General features: G+C 62.4%; 16 protein-coding genes and 1 riboswitch. Of the genes, 2 read left to right on the top strand and 14 right to left on the bottom strand.

The window, feature by feature from the left end:
* Positions 1-119: 119 nt before the first annotated feature.
* Genes cobF through cbiE form a run of 6 tightly spaced genes read right to left on the bottom strand, consistent with a single transcriptional unit; the run spans position 120 to position 5,245 of the window.
* Entirely contained in the window at positions 120-863 is a 744-nt protein-coding gene (cobF, locus tag ACR0JW_RS20050) for a precorrin-6A synthase (deacetylating) (RefSeq protein ID WP_170609598.1), read from the bottom strand.
* Complete coding sequence (gene cobA, locus ACR0JW_RS20045; protein ID WP_170825351.1) at positions 856-1,584, bottom strand: uroporphyrinogen-III C-methyltransferase; 729 nt, start codon at positions 1,582-1,584, stop codon at positions 856-858. The genes cobF and cobA overlap by 8 nt, the downstream gene beginning before the upstream one ends.
* Entirely contained in the window at positions 1,581-2,897 is a 1,317-nt protein-coding gene (locus ACR0JW_RS20040; protein WP_170682390.1) for a cobyrinic acid a,c-diamide synthase CobB, read from the bottom strand. The genes cobA and ACR0JW_RS20040 overlap by 4 nt, the downstream gene beginning before the upstream one ends.
* Positions 2,890-3,684, bottom strand: coding sequence for a precorrin-4 C(11)-methyltransferase (gene cobM, locus ACR0JW_RS20035; protein WP_170682391.1), 795 nt, complete (start codon positions 3,682-3,684; stop codon positions 2,890-2,892). Before cobM ends, ACR0JW_RS20040 begins: the two co-directional genes overlap by 8 nt.
* Entirely contained in the window at positions 3,681-4,049 is a 369-nt protein-coding gene (locus ACR0JW_RS20030) for a cobalamin biosynthesis protein (RefSeq protein WP_170682413.1), read from the bottom strand. The genes cobM and ACR0JW_RS20030 overlap by 4 nt, the downstream gene beginning before the upstream one ends.
* Positions 4,046-5,245 carry a precorrin-6y C5,15-methyltransferase (decarboxylating) subunit CbiE gene (cbiE, locus tag ACR0JW_RS20025; RefSeq protein WP_170682392.1) on the bottom strand — a complete coding sequence of 400 codons (1,200 nt, stop codon included), beginning with the start codon at positions 5,243-5,245 and terminating at the stop codon, positions 4,046-4,048. Before cbiE ends, ACR0JW_RS20030 begins: the two co-directional genes overlap by 4 nt.
* Here cbiE and ACR0JW_RS20020 point away from each other — a divergent pair.
* Entirely contained in the window at positions 5,244-5,975 is a 732-nt protein-coding gene (locus tag ACR0JW_RS20020) for a cobalt-precorrin-6A reductase (protein ID WP_170682393.1), read from the top strand. The genes cbiE and ACR0JW_RS20020 overlap by 2 nt on opposite strands.
* Here the strand turns inward: ACR0JW_RS20020 and cobJ are convergent.
* From cobJ to ACR0JW_RS19985, 7 genes are read right to left on the bottom strand one after another with little or no spacing between them, the layout of a single operon-like run.
* Positions 5,966-6,742 (bottom strand): precorrin-3B C(17)-methyltransferase, encoded by a 777-nt coding sequence (gene cobJ, locus ACR0JW_RS20015; RefSeq protein WP_170682394.1) that lies wholly within the window; start codon positions 6,740-6,742, stop codon positions 5,966-5,968. The genes ACR0JW_RS20020 and cobJ overlap by 10 nt on opposite strands.
* Complete coding sequence (locus ACR0JW_RS20010) at positions 6,739-7,467, bottom strand: precorrin-2 C(20)-methyltransferase (RefSeq protein ID WP_170682395.1); 729 nt, start codon at positions 7,465-7,467, stop codon at positions 6,739-6,741. The genes cobJ and ACR0JW_RS20010 overlap by 4 nt, the downstream gene beginning before the upstream one ends.
* On the bottom strand, positions 7,464-8,093 hold the full coding sequence (locus tag ACR0JW_RS20005; protein ID WP_170682396.1) for a precorrin-8X methylmutase: 630 nt from the start codon (positions 8,091-8,093) through the stop codon (positions 7,464-7,466). The genes ACR0JW_RS20010 and ACR0JW_RS20005 overlap by 4 nt, the downstream gene beginning before the upstream one ends.
* Complete coding sequence (locus tag ACR0JW_RS20000; RefSeq protein WP_170682397.1) at positions 8,093-9,220, bottom strand: cobalamin biosynthesis protein CobG; 1,128 nt, start codon at positions 9,218-9,220, stop codon at positions 8,093-8,095. Before ACR0JW_RS20000 ends, ACR0JW_RS20005 begins: the two co-directional genes overlap by 1 nt.
* A complete protein-coding gene (cobN, locus tag ACR0JW_RS19995; protein ID WP_170682398.1) occupies positions 9,217-12,510 on the bottom strand; it encodes a cobaltochelatase subunit CobN in 3,294 nt (1,097 codons plus the stop codon). The genes ACR0JW_RS20000 and cobN overlap by 4 nt, the downstream gene beginning before the upstream one ends.
* Before the next feature lie 3 nt (positions 12,511-12,513).
* Positions 12,514-13,569 (bottom strand): cobalamin biosynthesis protein CobW, encoded by a 1,056-nt coding sequence (gene cobW, locus ACR0JW_RS19990; RefSeq protein WP_170682399.1) that lies wholly within the window; start codon positions 13,567-13,569, stop codon positions 12,514-12,516.
* Positions 13,566-13,946 carry a DUF1636 family protein gene (locus ACR0JW_RS19985; RefSeq protein WP_480714354.1) on the bottom strand — a complete coding sequence of 127 codons (381 nt, stop codon included), beginning with the start codon at positions 13,944-13,946 and terminating at the stop codon, positions 13,566-13,568. Before ACR0JW_RS19985 ends, cobW begins: the two co-directional genes overlap by 4 nt.
* Positions 13,947-14,040: 94 nt before the next feature.
* Positions 14,041-14,248: riboswitch (cobalamin riboswitch) on the bottom strand.
* A 486-nt stretch (positions 14,249-14,734) separates the two neighbouring features.
* Here ACR0JW_RS19985 and ACR0JW_RS19980 point away from each other — a divergent pair.
* Positions 14,735-15,070 (top strand): hypothetical protein, encoded by a 336-nt coding sequence (locus tag ACR0JW_RS19980; protein WP_170609619.1) that lies wholly within the window; start codon positions 14,735-14,737, stop codon positions 15,068-15,070.
* Between the two features lie 171 nt (positions 15,071-15,241).
* Here the strand turns inward: ACR0JW_RS19980 and ACR0JW_RS19975 are convergent, their stop codons facing one another.
* Positions 15,242-15,748 (bottom strand): nuclear transport factor 2 family protein, encoded by a 507-nt coding sequence (locus ACR0JW_RS19975; protein WP_170825353.1) that lies wholly within the window; start codon positions 15,746-15,748, stop codon positions 15,242-15,244.
* Positions 15,749-15,794 lie beyond the last annotated feature (46 nt).

The following is a 15,794-nucleotide window of genomic DNA, read 5'->3' as shown; positions in this document are numbered from 1 at the left end:
CTTGTGGGGTGGCCCGTCGGAGGAGTGCACCGTCCATCAGACGTTCGATTGAGCCATGAGGCTTTTCGCATCGAAGCGTCCCGCCTGATCAACAAACTCACCTGCTATGCCACTTTGCGTCAGACCGCGCGCCTTTTCAGCAGATAGATATCCATGATCCAGCCATGCTCGGCTCGTGCGCGGGCGCGGGTCTCCAGAATCTCCTGCGCCACCTCGGAAAGTTGGCCATGGATCAGCAGCTCTTCCTTCATGCCGACGAACGCGCCCCACCAGATGTCATAATCCTTCATCTCCAGAGACTGGAACGAGCATTCACCATCCAGCATGACCGCCACCTTGGTCGCGGCTTCGGGCCAGCCCTGTTCGCGAAGCCTTCGGCCAGTCGTGACAACATAAGGCGCGCCAATATCGTTGACCGGAATTCCGTGCGCTGCGGTCAGAGCTTGCAACGCGGTGATGCCGGGGATTACCCTTTTCTGTGGCTGGGGGGTCAGTCGCGCGGCAATTCGCAAAGAACTGTCGTAAAGCGACGGATCACCCCAGATCAATAGCGCCACATTCCGGGTCTCTGGATCAGCCTCCATCGCCTCCTGCCAACGCAGGGCGATGGCGTCGTGCCACTCATCAACACCGCGCAGATAGCCGTCCTCGGCCCGGCGTTCGGGAATGTCGAAATAAGCGATCCGGGGCGGGGTATCTGTCACCTGCGCGATGATCTCTTCACGCAGTCCTGCCAGATCGGCCTTGTTCTCGCCCTTGCGCGGGATCAGGATCAGATCGGCCTCACGGATTGCCTTTGCCCCCTGAAAAGTCACGTGATCCGGGTTGCCCGTGCCAATGCCGATCAGGGACAGCTCATACATTGTCAAACTCCGCCAGCGGGCCATACAGGATCAGGGCCGGGGCTGTGCCGATTTCGGATTGCAACTGTTCCGCCAAAGCGCCGATGGTGGCACGGCGAAGCTTCTGGTCGGGGGTCGAGACGGACTCGGCCATCAATGCCGGAGTATCCAGCGGCAAGCCATGGGAGCGAAGTGCCTCGACTAGCAAGGGGAAGGTGCGTTTGCCCATGAAAACCACTGTTGTCGCGGAAGGGTCCGCGAGTGCGGGCAGATTCAGATCTTCCGGTAACTGGCCGCTGACATCGTGTCCGGTCACAAATTGCACGCGGCGGGCGGTCAGACGACGGGTCAACGGGATGCCCGCTGCCGCCGCGGCCGCAACGGCTGACGGAATGCCGGGAATGATTTCATAGTCGATACCAGCGTCCCGCAACGCGACAAGCTCTTCTTCCAGACGACCGAACAAGCCGCCATCACCGGATTTCAGGCGCACGACATGCTGGCCAGTACGGGCATAGTCCACCAGCAATCGGCTGACATGATCCTGTTTCGGCGACGGGCGACCGGCCCGTTTGCCTACTCCGACCAGATCGGCATCATCGCGCGCATGGGACAGGATTGGGCCACTGCTGAGATCGTCAAACAGCACCGCGTCCGCCTTTTGCAACCGCTTCACCGCCTTGAGCGTCAGCAACTCGGGATCGCCGGGGCCAGAGCCGATGAAGGAAACAAAACCGCTCATGCCGAGGCCTCGGCTATCAGATGAAAGAAGGTGCCTGTCACGTGTCCGCGTACCGATCCGGTCTGCGGTCCTTCGGTGCCTTCTGCGTCAAACACGCGCGCCAAAGGGGGGTCTGGCTGTTCGACAATCGACGAATAATGAAACTCATGCCCACGCAATGCCGTACCGGCGGCAAGTCCCGGCATCGGCGACAGCAATTCCGCCCGACGATAGCCCAGATTGAATTTGCGTTTTTCGTAAGATGTCACCAGACCCAGCAATCCGGCCATCCGGTGCCGGGTGCCGTCCTTGTCGATCAACCCCTCGCCCAAGGCCATGTAGCCCCCACATTCCCCGTGAACGGGCTTTGTATCGGCATGTTTGCGCAGCCCGGACAGGAACGTATCGGCCGCCGCCAGCGTTCCGGCGTGCAATTCCGGATACCCGCCGGGCAGCCACACAAGATCAGCATCCGCGGCCGGAGCTTCGTTCGCCAATGGCGAAAACGGCAGAACTTCAGCCCCTGCTGCGCGCCACCCTTCCAGCAGATGCGGGTAGGTGAACGAAAACGCCGCATCCTGTGCCAATGCGATCCGTTGCGCCGGAGGGCGCGGCAGCGCGGCTGACGATGGCCCTTTCGGGCCTGAGGAAGCTGCAGCCTTGATCGCCTCAAGGTCCACATGTTCGCGCAGGAATGCTGCATACCCGGCAATGGCATTTTCCAGATCCGGGTGTTCGACCGCCTGAATCAGGCCAAGATGGCGTTCAGGCAGGGTCAGATCGCCGCGCCGCGGCAGGACGCCCAGCACCGGCAGACCCGCGCGTTCCATCCCCAGACGGGTCAGGCGTTCATGCCGTGGGCTGGCACAGCGGTTCAGGATTACTCCGGCAAAGGGCAGGTCCGGATTGTACATTCGGAACCCAAGTGCCGTCGCCGCCGCAGATTGCGCCTGACCGCCTACATCCAGCACCAGTACAACGGGCCAGCCCATGCGCTGCGCTGTCTCAGCGCTGGACCCGTGCCCGAGTTCTCCGGGTTTTGCGACGCCATCGAACAGGCCCATCGAGCCTTCGGCCACAACGATATCCGCGCCTTCGGCCTGGGCTGAGATCGCGTTCAGCAAGGGGTCGCCCATCGCCCAACTGTCCAGATTGAACGAGGCCCGCCCGGCTGCCGCCCGATGAAACGCCGGGTCGATATAATCCGGCCCGCTTTTGAACGGCTGAACTGACAAACCATCTTCGGCCAGCGCACGCAAAAGGCCCAGCATGACTGTTGTCTTGCCGGTTCCCGAAGAAGGGGCGGAAATCAGCAATCCCGGGGGGTTAGTCATCGCCGTGGCTCCAGCTCGACCAGGGGCTTTCCGCACTTTGCGGGCGGTAGCGACGATCATAGGTCTTTGAATACAGGCAACTTTCGTCAAACCCTTCACCCGCCAATGCAGGACCGACAAGGATCAGCGCGGTACGCGAAATGCTCTCGTCCAGCGACTCTTTCAATGTGTTCAACGTCGCGCGGATGATCCTCTCATCCGGCCAGCTCGCGCGATAAACGACGGCGACCGGACAATTCGCGCCATAGGCCGGTGTAAGGTCGGCGATCACCTTGTCCAGATTGCCAATCGACAGGTGGATGGCAAGTGTTGCGCCGGTGCGGGCAAAGTTTTCCAGCGTCTCGCCTTCGGGCATGGACGATGCACGGCCCGGCGTGCGGGTCAAAACTACAGATTGCGCCAGTCCGGGCAGTGTCAGTTCCGTGCCAAGCGCCGCGGCGGCTGCGGCAAAGGACGGAACGCCGGGGGTGACGCTGACCGGGATGCCCATCTGTTTCAGGCGCCGGATTTGTTCGCCCATTGCCGACCAGACCGACAGGTCGCCGGAATGCAGCCGCGCCACGTCGTGACCAGCCTGATGCGCGGTCTCGATCTCCGCCATGATCTGATCCAGATCCATCGGTGCGGTGTTCACGATCTTCGCGCCTTCGGGGCAATGACCCAGAATTTCTTCGGGCACCAGTGATCCGGCGTACAGGCATACCGGGCAGGACGCGATGATATCGCGCCCGCGCAGCGTCAGCAGGTCGGCGGCGCCCGGTCCGGCGCCAATGAAATGAACGGTCATGTTTGTCCTCCGATGGCGACGGCGCAGGTCGCAAGCCGGTCGTCCGAAATCAGTCTGGGTGAGAGAAGCCGCGCGCCGGAACCGGCGGCGGCAAGGGCGGATGCTTCGGCCACGCTGCCGGTGCCATACGTGGCCCGGCTGCGGTTCGAGCAGGTGAGGGTCCGCTGCCCGGCCAGATCGGCGGGCGCGATGAAATGCACGGGCAAGGCCAGCTTTTGGGCAAAATCAGTCAGGGCAGGGTGGCCTTGCTTGTCGGCAACAGTGGCCAGCGCATCCACACGATGCCCGGATGCGGCAGCCTTGAACGCCGCCTGCAAACTGTCCGCCGTGGCGGAGGACGAAAAGCCCAGGCCCGCGACGATCATAGTGTCACGCTCCATTGCACGACCGGATATGCGGCCTTCCAGCCGCGACGCGGGCCAAGCGGTGCCGCATGAGACAGGTCAATGCGCAACAGGTCGCCGCCGAGTTCCTCGTGCCATTGGGCCAGCAATGTCTCGCTTTCCAGTGTGACCGCATTGGCCACCAATCGCGTACCTTGGGGCAAATTGCTCCGCAGCCATTCCAGCAGGTCAACGCTCAGCCCGCCGCCAATGAAAACAACATCAGGCGGGGTCAAACCATCCAGCGCACCGGGGGCCGTACCGTGAACCACGTTCAGCCGATCCTGCCCCAGTGTATCGGCATTCCGGCGGATACGCTCGGCCCGGTCGGCGCGAGGCTCGATCGTGGTCGCCGTCAGGCTCGGGTCGCACATCAGCCACTCGATACTGATCGAGCCTGTGCCGCCTCCGATATCCCACAGATGTTCGCCGCGTTGTGGGGCCAGCGCAGACAGGGTCAGCGCGCGGATGGGGCGCTTGGTGATCTGCCCGTCGGTTTCGAATATCTCATCCGGCTTGCCCGAGGCTTTGGGCAGGGCGCGGCCCGCACCCGCGACGTCAAGTCCGACGCAAACCGGGTGCTCGAAGGTTCCCAGAAGCGCCTCGGTCAGCGAGACACTGCGGGCCCGTTCACGCGGGCCGCCAAGCGCCTCCATCACGTGCAGTTGCGTGTCGGCAAAGCCGGTCTCGGTCAGGTAATTGGCCAATTCGGCCACCGCCGCGCCATTGCGCAGCAGCAGGATTGCCCGCAATCCCGGGGACAGATGTGGGCGCAGCCGGGTCAGAGGGGCGGCATGCAACCCGAAGGTCAAAGTGCTTTCCAAGGGCCAGCCCAGCCGCGCGGCGGCCAGAGAAAAGGTCGACTGACCCGGCAGGGCCAACCACTCACCAGGATCGAAATTGCGCGCGATCACCGACCCGGCACCGAACCAGAACGGATCACCCGAGGCCAGTACCACGGTGGCGCGACCGCGCAGCCCGGTCAGAATGGGCAAACCATCGGCAAATGGCACGGGCCACGCGATCCGCTCGGCCCCGTTTTCGGGAACCAGCGCCAGATGGCGCGGTGGCCCCATGACGACTTCGGCGCGGTCCAGCACTTGACGGCTTGCCGGCGACAGGCCATCCAGTCCATCTTCGCCCAGTCCAAGAACGGTCAGCCACGGAGCTTCATGCATGTCCCACCTCCTGATCCTTGGCGGCACGACCGAGGCCAACGCGTTGGCCAAGGCGGTTGCCGACCGGGGCATAGCTGCAACCTACTCCTACGCAGGCCGGGTGGACAATCCGCGACCGCAGCCATTGCCGGTCCGGGTGGGCGGGTTTGGCGGGGCGGAAGGGCTGGCGCGTTACATTCGTGATCACGGTGTCAGCCATGTGGTTGATGCCACCCATCCCTTTGCCGCGCAGATGAGCCGGAATGCGGTTCAGGGATGTGATGAAACAGGTATTCCGCTGGCCGCGCTGACCAGGCCAGCCTGGACCCCGCAGAACGGAGATTGCTGGACACACGTGGCGGACATCGCCGCTGCGGTGGATGCCCTGTCCGGGGCGTCTCAGCGCGTTTTTCTTGCGGTAGGCCGGATGCATCTCGGGGATTTTGCCGCCCAGCCCCAGCATCATTACCTGTTGCGGCTGGTGGATAAGCCTGACACCCTGCCGCTGCCGGATTGCGACGTCGTCGTTTCCCGCGGACCGTTTACTGTTGAAGATGACCGGGCGCTGATGGCGCAGCACGGCACAGAACTGGTGGTGTCCAAGAACGCGGGCGGAACCGGCGCACGGGCCAAACTGGACGCCGCGCGGGCGCTGGGCCTGCCGGTGCTGATGATCGACCGTCCGGTCCTGCCGCAGCGAACCGAATTGTCGAATGTTGCAGACGTTCTGGACTGGCTGGGTCATTCCTGATCCCTGGCCTGATCGCTGGCCCGAGTAAACCTGGGCGTGTAGACTATTGGACCGCGGTCCCTGTCAATCACACGGGTCAGCGAAGATCCGACAATCACCACGGTCTGCATGTCGGCCATGTCAGGTGTCGCCTCGGCAAGGGTCGAGATGCGAATGGCCTCGTCGGGCCGCGTAACCGCTCGGGCGAACAGGATCAGCCGCTCGGGCTCACATTCCTCGCGCAGGATTTCCAGTGTCTTTACAAAGCCTTCTGGACGGGACTTGGAGCGAGGGTTGTAAAACGCCATCGCGAAGTCCCCTTGCGCGGCCAGTCGCAGACGTTTTTCGATCAAAGGCCACGGCTTGAGATTGTCGCTGAGGTTGATGGCACAGAAATCATGACCCAGCGGCGCACCGGCGCGGGCCGAAGCGGCCAGCATCGCCGTAATTCCGGGCAGCACGTCAATCGGAATTTCACGCCATTCCGAGGGGCCGTTTTCCAATGCCTCGAACACGGCGGCGGCCATGGCAAAGACACCCGGATCGCCCGAAGACACAACTACCACGCGCTTGCCCTCTGACGCCATCTGCAACGCGTGCTGCGACCTGTCGATCTCGACCCGGTTGTCGCTTGCGTGCAGCGTCAGGCCGGTGCGCTCTGCCACCCGGGCGACGTAGGGAATGTACCCGACAACGTCGGTCGCTTGGGCCAATGCCGCCGAAACCTCGGGCGTGACCAGATCCTCATTGCCGGGGCCCAGCCCCGCGATTTTGACCCAGCCGCTCATGGACGACGACCCTGGCCATGGACAACGATGATCGAGAAATAGGGCGTGATCTTGCCGCACGCTTCGGACAGCTTCGTCACTGTCTGGTTCGGCATTTGCGCGTATTCAACGATCCAGGCACGGTCATAAAGCCCGGCTGTCTGCAGTGCGCGTTTGACCTTGTCGATATTGCGGCCGATTTTCATCACCACCAGCGCATCCGTCTGGGCCATGCGCCGGGCCAGATCGTCCTCGGGCAGGGTGCCGACCAGTACTGTCAGCACGTCATCGCCCCAGGTGATCGGATCGCCGGTTGCGGTCCACGCGCCCGACATGCCGGTTATGGCAGGCACCACCTCGACCGGAGCGTTGTCGCGCAACCGGCTGTATAGATGCATGAACGAGCCGTAAAAGAACGGGTCACCTTCGCACAGAACCACCACGTCTTCGCCGTTTTCAGACAGCGCCTTTAGATGCGCGGTGCAGTCTTCGTAGAACTCAGACAGCAATTCGTTGTAGCGCGGGTCCGTGACGGGAATTTCCGTGGTGACGGGGTATTCCATCGGGAATTCAACTGCCCCTTCCGGGATCATCCCGTTTACGATCTTGCGGGCCTGACCGCTGCGGCCCGGCTTGCGAAAAAAGGCGACGTGTTTTGCGTTGCGCAGCAGGCGATCCGCCCGAACGCTCATCAGGTCGGGATCGCCGGGGCCAAGGCCCACACCGTATATGGTGCCCATCTTCATTCCGCCCGGCTTGCGATGGCGTTGATCGCGGCCACGGTAATGGCGCTGCCGCCCAGCCTGCCTTTGACAATGCAGGACGGCACGGGCTGTGCTTCCCACAGGGCGTCCTTGGATTCCATCGCGCCGACGAACCCCACGGGGCAGCCGATGATGGCGGCGGGACGGGGGCAGCCGGGGTCTTCCAGCATGTTGAGCAGATGGAACAGGGCGGTAGGCGCGTTGCCGATAGCGACCAGAGCGCCTTCCAGATGCGGGCGCCACAACTCCAGCGCGGCGGCGGACCGGGTGTTGCTCATCTTGGCGGCCAGCGGGCGCACGCGTTCGTCATGCAGGGTGCAGATCACCTGGTTGTCGGCGGGCAGGCGAAAACGGGTCACGCCTTCGCTGACCATGCGCGCGTCACACAGGATTGGGGCGCCGCTTTCCAGCGCCGTGCGGGCCGCGGTCACGAATCCCGGCGAGAAATGCACGAACTCTTCCAGGCCCACCATTCCGGCGGCATGGATCATGCGAACGGCGACCTGTTCCTCGTCGGCGTCGAACCGGGCCAGATCTGCCTCAGAGCGGATGGTGGCAAAGCTTTCCTTGTAGATCGCCGCACCATCGGTTTCGTATTCATAGGGCATCAGGTCAGGTCCATAGTCATGAGTGTTTCGGGGTTCAGCCCGCGCTGGCTGGGCTCATCCCCCGCGCGGCCCTGATTTACAAGATCAAATCGGCCGTTCCGGCCAACCAAAGTGACGTCGGCCGGGCCCATGCGGGCACATCCCTTGGCGCAGCCGGACACGTGCAGTGTGCCGGCCACGCGGGGGGCCAGGGCACGGGCAATGTCGCGGGTTTCTGCCTGCGCCTGAGGGCAGAACGGCGCACCGGGGCAGGCATCTGTGGTCATCAGTGGGTCGGCGTCATCGGTGACAAATTCTGCAGCAGGTTTCGACGCCCCGCCTTCCAGCAGGATCAGCCGCCAGGGTGTGACACGCAGAGCAGTCGCGCCAGTCACCGCGATCAGTTCGGCAAGAGGCTGGGCGGGCAGTTGCCCGAACGCCGCGCCATAGAATGTACCCAGATCGTGAGTGCCAGGCTGAAGCGGATCGCCAGTCGGGGCAGGGTTGCTGCCCTGCCACTCCTGCGGCAGGCCTAGTGCTGCCACGACCCGCGCCATGCGGCGATTTTCCGGGGTGAAGTTCCCTGAGAACCATCCTGTCAACGCGATCAATTGGTCGATCGCTTCGGCTTCGGTGACACGTCGCCCGGTGTCAGACCCGTCCGCGCGCAGGATCAGGCCGTCAGGACCGGTCTCCAGCCGGATATCCGCTGAATCCGCTGCAAGCAGACGGTTCGGGCCGGTGTCGATGGCAAAGCCGAACTTGGCGGGCAAGTCGGGCAATTGACCCAGCCGGTCAATCAACTCCGTAGTCAGACGGCTGGTCAGATCTCCGGTTTGATACAGCGGCGAGACGAGTATGTTGCGCCGCACTTCAATGCCGGGTTCTGCATCCAGCAAGTCCAGTGCAGAGAGTTTTTGAAGCAGAGGCTGGTGATCAGCCTCGCTCACGCTGCGCAATTGCAGGTTGGCCCGGTTGGTCAGGTCGATGGTGCCATTGCCGAACTGCGTTGCCAGTTCGCACAGGCCCAATGCCTGTTTGGCATCCAGCCGCGCCAGCCGAGGGCGCACACGAACGACCAGCCCGTCGCCGGACATCATCGGTCGATGCGCCCCGGGGCACCAGCCTTGCACGATCGGTGCGCTCATCTCAGACCCTCCAGATCGGCCCGGATCGAGTTCCGGCGCGTGTTCCAAAGCCCGGCCTCCAGCAGCGCGCGGAACCGGTCCTGCATGGCCTGATGCGCTTGCGGGTTGGCCTGTTGCAGGAACGCGTCCACGTCGGCATCGCCCAGTGTCGCGTCATGGTAAAGGTCAAAAAGATGTGGCGCGACCGTACCGGACAGGTGGGCAAAAGAAGCCATGTGATCCAGCGTCGCCGCGATCTCTGCCGCCCCGCGGAAACCGTGGCGCTGCATCCCCGCGATCCAGCCGGGATTGGCGGCCCGGGCATGGACGACGCGGCTGATCTCTTCCGGCAGGGTGCGGGCGCGGGGTTTATCCGGATTGGTGTTGTCGAGATGGTAAAGTTGCACCTCGCCGCCGGTAATCTTCTTGGCCGCCGCGAAACCGGCCTCGTGCGTGGCATAGTCGTTGGCCAGCAGCAGGTCGGTTTCGGTCAGGTCCTGAAGGTGCACGAAGCTGTCCGCATTGGCGACTTGTCGGGTAATGCCGTCGATATCCTTTGCGACGTGTTCGCCTTCCAGTGCGAAAGAACTGGCCTCTAGCCATGCCTCACCCGCCTGTGTGCGGGCCTCGTCGGTGTAGGTTTCCGACAAGTGTGTGATGTTCAGACCATAGCTGCCCGGAGCCGGGCCATAGACCCGCGGGTTCGCGGTCTGCCCCGCGAAGGGGTTCCAGTCCGGCGCTTCGTCCCGCTGCAACAGCGCCCGAACGGCCTGGCCAAATAGGGCGGAAAGCGTTGGGAATACATCCCGGAACAGGCCCGAAACACGCAGGGTCACGTCCAGACGTGGACGGCTGAGGTCGGTGATTGGAAGCACTTCGATGCCTGATACCCGCTCTGATCCCTTGTCCCAGACCGGTTTCACGCCCAGAAGGTGCAGCGCCATCGCGAATTCCTCGCCTGCCGTGCGCATGGTGGCAGACCCCCATAGATCGACGATCAGGCCTTTCGGATAATCGCCTTCCTCCTGCAGGTGCCGCCGAACCAGTTCCTCGGCCAGTTTCACGCCTTGTGTGTAAGCCGCGCGGGTCGGGACCGACCGGGGATCAGTGGTGTAGAGGTTCCGCCCAGTGGGCAGCACATCCGATCGTCCGCGATAGGGCGAGCCGGACGGGCCAGCCTCGATCCGCTTTCCGGCCAGCGCGTCCAGCAAGGCAGTGCGTTCGGCGTGTGCAGATGGCGCGGGGTCGAAATTGCCCGTCACTTCAGGCACGCGGCCAAAAATATGCAGCCCGTCGCCAAACTGGCTTTCCTTGATGTCGCAGACAAAGCGGTCGATGCGGGTGATTGCCTCGGCGATACAGGTGGCCTGGTTAAGGCCAAGGTCGCTTTCCAGCCCGATGGCCTGAGCTTCTTCCCGGATATCTTCCTGCAAGCGGTCGCGTCGTTTGGGGTCAAGCCCGTCTGCGTTCGAGAATTCGTCCAGCAGCGATTCAAGCCGCACCATTCTGTCCGGCGTGCCGCTCTCCTTCATCGGGGGCGGGATATGGCCCAATGTTACGGCCCCGATCCGGCGCTTGGCCTGTGCGGCTTCGCCTGGGTCGTTGACAATGAAGGGGTAGATCACCGGCAAATCACGGATCAGCGCCTCGGGCCAGCACTCGGCGGACAGGGCAACGGATTTTCCCGGCAGCCATTCCAGAGTGCCATGGGCGCCAATGTGGATCAGTGCGTCGGCGTGCAGGCTTTTGCGCAGCCAAAGGTAAAACGCGACATAGCTGTGACGCGGTGTGCGCGAAAGGTCGTGATAGTCGTCATCGCGCAGTTCAGGCGTGCCACGTTCGGGTTGCAGCGCGACCAGCGCCTTGCCCCGGTGCAGCGCGGTGAAATGGAACGCGCCATCAACAAAGATCGGATCATCCTCGGGCTTGCCCCAGACTGTTTTCAGGTCCGTATTCAGTTGATCCGGCAAGTGTGCAAGCGCGGCCTGGTAATCTTCGAGCGACCAGGAAATCCGGGCGCCCAGCAATGTGTCGGCGATCGGTTCGGCAGGGGCTGTGTCGTACCCGGCGCATTGCAAATCTGACAGCATCGCTTCGGCCGAGGCCAGCGCGTCAAGGCCCACGGCATGGGCCATCTGCCAGTCCTTGCCGGGGTAGGTGGACAGAACCAGAACCGGCACCTGTTCCGCTTTGGGTCGGTCGTTCAGATTCAGCCAGCCGGTTACACGATCAATGATCGCTTCGATCCGTTCAGGTTCAGCGCGGTGGGCAAAGCGGGAATATTCCAGGTGCGGATCGCGTTTGCCCGGTTCCTTGAATGAGGCGATGCCCGCCGAGATCCGCCCATCCACTTCGGGCAGCACGACGTGCATGGCAAGGTCGGCGGGGGAAAGACCGCGTTCGGCCTCGGCCCACGCTTTGCGGCGTGAAGTTGCCAGAGCGACCTGGAAAACCGGCACACCCGCCGCGTCAAGCGGAGAGGTTCCCGACGCGCCTTTGCCGGAGAAGGATGTGGCATTGATGATCGCAGAAGGTTCCAGTGCAACGGTGTTTCGGCGCAACCAATCGGCGGCGGCAGGTGCCTTGAGGGAAGGGGCGAACATGCCCATTGCCTCGAACCCACGCGCACGCAGGCTGTGGATCAGGGCGGCGACCGGGGCGGTGTCGGCGGAGGTCAGGTAGGCGCGATAGAAAGTGACGATGATGCGTTTCGCATCGTTCGTAAATGCGGTTTCGACCGGGGTTACGCCGCGGTCAGGGCACCAAACACCGCATTCCGGAAGGGTTTTGGCCCCCATCACCGGCCCGGCGTAAAGTCCCGCCGCCAAGGCCATCTGCGCCAAAGCGGCCTGCGCCGCGACCTCGCCGCCGGTGTCGCACAGATGCGCCAGTCGCCGCAGGGTCGAGACGGGCAGGGTGGAATAGTCGTCCAGCCGGGTATCCTCACGCCCGTCGGCAGGCAGAACCGCCAGCGCGATGCCTTTGGCCTGCGCCAACGCAAGAACCTGTTGCAGCCCGTATGACCAGTAAGGCACCCCACCAATCAGGCGGATCAGGATACCTTTTGCGCCGTCAAGCGTCTGTTCCACATATGTGTCAACGGACAGAGGGTGTTTCAGCGCCGTCAGATTGGCCAACCGCATCGTCGGCATTCGCCCTTCCGGCCCACCGCCGCGATGCCAGCCTGCCGCGAAAGCACCGAGATCGCTGTCCGAAAAGGACAACATCACCAGATCCGCCGGGCTCTGACCCAGATCGGTCGGGGTCTCGGTTTCTTCAAGCCCGTGGCTTTCGCGGAAGACGACGTGCATGGCTTACTCGGCGGCCTCGGTCACACCCACGAGGATGTCTCGGATTTCGGCCTCTTTGATGTCGTCGTGCTCGGCAATGACCACAAGACGCGAGCGGCGCTCCTCGCCGGGTTCCCAGGGGCGGTCGTACTGATGACGCACCCGGGCACCGACAGCCTGAACCAGCAGACGCATCGGTTTGCCGGAAACTGCCGCATACCCCTTGACGCGCAGGATGTTCATTTCCCTGGCCAGACGTTCGATCTTGGCAACCAGATCGAGTGGGTCACTTTGCTCCGGCAGTTCGACGATGATGCTTTCGAAATCGTCATGTTCGTGGTCGTGGTGACCGTCGTGATGCGACGGACGCGCGTCCATGTCATCCTCGGCTGCGGCTTCCAGACCGAGCACGACGCGGACGTCTACGACGCCTTCGGCAACCTCTACGACGGGCAGCGGGCGCGGGGCCTCGGCTGCGATGACCTCTTTGGCTTTGGCAACACCCTCTGGCCCTGCCAGATCGGGCTTGGTCAGCAGGATGATATCGGCGCAGGATATCTGATCCTCGAACACCTCGGAAAGAGGCGTTTCGTGGTCGATCGAGTCATCGGCCAGGCGCTGGGCATCCACCGCCTCGACATTCGGAGCGAAGCGACCTGCCGCGACCGCCTCGGCATCGGCCAGAGCGATCACGCCGTCCACAGTGATTTTCGAGCGGATATCGGGCCAGTCAAAGGCTTTCAGCAGCGGCTTGGGCAGGGCGAGGCCGGAGGTTTCGATCAGAATGTGATCGGGGCGCGGGTCCAGCGCCATCAGCGCTTCGATGGTCGGTATGAAATCATCGGCCACGGTGCAGCAGATGCAGCCGTTTGCCAGTTCCATGATGTTCTCTGCCGGACAATCGGGAATGGCGCAGGATTTCAGAATATCGCCATCGACGCCCACGTCGCCGAATTCATTGACCACGACCGCCAGACGTTTGCCCTGCGGGTTCTGCATCAGGTGCTTGACCAGCGTTGTCTTCCCCGAGCCCAGAAAGCCGGTGATCACAGTGACGGGTAATTTCTCAAGAGTGCTCATTTCAGGGCTCCAATCGGGGGAATGCGGGAGGCGCAGTTTTTGCGGAAATGTTCGGGGCGCTCACGCCATTTGATCAAGCCGTCCTCGGTCGCCAGATATTTGGTCGCACCGTCGACAATGACGTCAACGTGTTCGGCTTCGTTCAGGTTCTCATAGACAAAGGTCCAGCGACCCGGTCCACCGCGCAGCACGATCGAGCAGCCCTGATCGCAGTTCGACAGGCATTCGACGGGTTTCAGCGTGATGCCTTCGGGCAGGTCGGCCTGTTGCAGCGCTTTGTGCAGCAATGTGCCGGGGCGTTTTTCATCATCCTCGACGGGCAGTCCACGGCGGCACGTGGTACAGACCAGCAACTCGACTGGTGCGGTCTCGGTCATGTCTCTCATCCCCCCAAATCCTCTTCGCGGGGGACGGGGTTTCATGCGGGCCACGCGTCTGCACATGGACCCGACACCGGAACACCCCGCCCGGTTTCTTCTTCGGGTGCTGGCAGGTCTCCCGGCTTGCGGATGTCAGAGGCTTGCTCTGGCAGATGTCCCGCCTTCCCGGCCTTTCGGCCAGTGGCTATGGGCACCCTCTCCGGTCACGGTCGCGGGGGCGGCTGCGTTTGACGGAAAAACCGCTGACGCATTCCCTTTTCATCCATCCAGGGATGGACACCAACGGGTCGGACATGCGGCACAGGCGGGGGACTTGTCAAGCTTCAGGATGCGCGGCTTTGCCGCCGGAAGGAAAAAGCGACCTGAGGTGGTCACTCAGCGGCATCGCCGGGCGCTTGCTGCGCCGGAAAACCTGCGTGATTGAGGGGGTCCGTCTGATCTTCGCTGGCTTTGGAAGGGGTCGGCGGGACCCGGACGGGCGGGGCAGATTCGGCTTCAGAGCCACTGGGGCAGGCCGTGTGTGGACGTTGCGGCGACCAATCGACCGTCATCTCCGAGCATCGCTAAACCGAGGGATTGGGGTTTCGTTGATTAAGTAACTGCCGTTCCGACCGGCTCGGGATACTCCATTTCAGTATTCGCGCAAGACCCGGCAAAAACGACCGCTTCGAGATCAAATCTGATGGCCGTCTTGCCGTGCACAGAGTAGCCAGATTTTTTGCAAAATTATGCCTCAAACTGCCCTTAGCGGGCGTCGGCGAACAGAATATGCCAGGAAACAAAAAATGAAAAAGTTAGCAGCTTTTCTTGTGTACTTACCCGTCGCTGCAGTTGCGGAAGACCGGGTGTTCGAGTGTGAAGCGGCGGATGCAAAATATCCGGAAATGGCGGCCACGCTGGTCAAATACGAGGGCCAGAACAAAGGGCATATTACCATTGGTGATATCGACAATAAGGCTGAGGTGTATCCCGGCCTCGACACCCTGACTTACCTGTATATCGGTGACGGCTTTACCCTGAATTACAACGTGAATCTCAAGACTGGCACGTTTGACTATTCGGCTTCGGGCAGCAAATCCGGATGGGGCAAAGGCAGCTGCAAGGAAGTTGTGGCCCAGTAATTTGCTCATGCCCGATCTGCGGGTTGGGCCTTTCGGTTGCCGAGAAAAGTACTTTTCAGGTTCCGTCCGGAGGCCAATGTAGTTGGCCGAGGACGGAACCCGGTAATAAGCGGCCGATCCGGTATGTGTCCAAGCCATTTGGGCGGCGTGCCAACCAATCGAATCTTTTGATCAGCAAGGTTTGGCACGCCCCGAACACGCCGACGCGATTGATCTGCCGGCGCTGAAGGTATTCGCGTTGGACCAGATATCCCGCGCCACGCGCCATGTTCCGTCATCTTCAAGATGGTAAATATTGATGCCATGGCCGGTGGAAACAGTGGCAGGGCCCGGGTCACGCGGAACATCGGTGGCGGTAAACTCATAACGCTCAAACGCCCAGTCCGCCGCCACAACAAATTCCAGCGATTGCTTTTTCCAACGGGTGTGGACGGCGTCGAAATACCCGCGCGCCCATGGCCCGACCTTGGCTTTGCCTTCCATGACAGGCGCGCCGGGTGCGATGAACACCACGTCATCAGTGACCGTCTCAAGGAATTGATCCAGTTTGTTCGAGTTGATCGCTGCAAGATACGCAGTGTGTGCGGCTTGCGGAGTCTCGGCTTTGGTGTCGGGCAGCGCCGGTGCCGCGATAGCCAACCCTATTCCAGTAAAAAGCATGGTCATCCTGATAGTCATATCGGCCTCCAAGCATTTGCGGCGATTGGTCCTTGCCGGTTGTTCA

It is taken from the genome of Ruegeria sp. BG6 (assembly GCF_056538465.1).
The sequence above is the reverse complement of the archived record's forward strand: the minus strand, read 5'-3'. Positions and strand labels throughout refer to the sequence as shown.

Excerpts from the sequence above, each read along its gene's own strand:
- cobM (WP_170682391.1), bottom strand. The coding sequence starts at position 3,684 with ATGACCGTTCATTTCATTGGCGCCGGACCGGGCGCCGCCGACCTGCTG.
- ACR0JW_RS20040 (WP_170682390.1), bottom strand. The coding sequence starts at position 2,897 with ATGACTAACCCCCCGGGATTGCTGATTTCCGCCCCTTCTTCGGGAACC.
- ACR0JW_RS20010 (WP_170682395.1), bottom strand. The coding sequence starts at position 7,467 with ATGAAGATGGGCACCATATACGGTGTGGGCCTTGGCCCCGGCGATCCC.
- ACR0JW_RS20005 (WP_170682396.1), bottom strand. The coding sequence starts at position 8,093 with ATGCCCTATGAATACGAAACCGATGGTGCGGCGATCTACAAGGAAAGC.
- cobN (WP_170682398.1), bottom strand. The coding sequence starts at position 12,510 with ATGCACGTCGTCTTCCGCGAAAGCCACGGGCTTGAAGAAACCGAGACC.
- ACR0JW_RS20020 (WP_170682393.1), top strand. The coding sequence starts at position 5,244 with ATGTCCCACCTCCTGATCCTTGGCGGCACGACCGAGGCCAACGCGTTG.
- ACR0JW_RS19980 (WP_170609619.1), top strand. The coding sequence starts at position 14,735 with ATGAAAAAGTTAGCAGCTTTTCTTGTGTACTTACCCGTCGCTGCAGTT.
- cobW (WP_170682399.1), bottom strand. The coding sequence starts at position 13,569 with ATGAGCACTCTTGAGAAATTACCCGTCACTGTGATCACCGGCTTTCTG.
- cobF (WP_170609598.1), bottom strand. The coding sequence starts at position 863 with ATGTATGAGCTGTCCCTGATCGGCATTGGCACGGGCAACCCGGATCAC.
- cobA (WP_170825351.1), bottom strand. The coding sequence starts at position 1,584 with ATGAGCGGTTTTGTTTCCTTCATCGGCTCTGGCCCCGGCGATCCCGAG.
- ACR0JW_RS19975 (WP_170825353.1), bottom strand. The coding sequence starts at position 15,748 with ATGACTATCAGGATGACCATGCTTTTTACTGGAATAGGGTTGGCTATC.
- cobJ (WP_170682394.1), bottom strand. The coding sequence starts at position 6,742 with ATGAGCGGCTGGGTCAAAATCGCGGGGCTGGGCCCCGGCAATGAGGAT.
- ACR0JW_RS20030 (WP_170682413.1), bottom strand. The coding sequence starts at position 4,049 with ATGATCGTCGCGGGCCTGGGCTTTTCGTCCTCCGCCACGGCGGACAGT.
- ACR0JW_RS19985 (WP_480714354.1), bottom strand. The coding sequence starts at position 13,946 with ATGACCGAGACCGCACCAGTCGAGTTGCTGGTCTGTACCACGTGCCGC.
- cbiE (WP_170682392.1), bottom strand. The coding sequence starts at position 5,245 with ATGCATGAAGCTCCGTGGCTGACCGTTCTTGGACTGGGCGAAGATGGA.
- ACR0JW_RS20000 (WP_170682397.1), bottom strand. The coding sequence starts at position 9,220 with ATGAGCGCACCGATCGTGCAAGGCTGGTGCCCCGGGGCGCATCGACCG.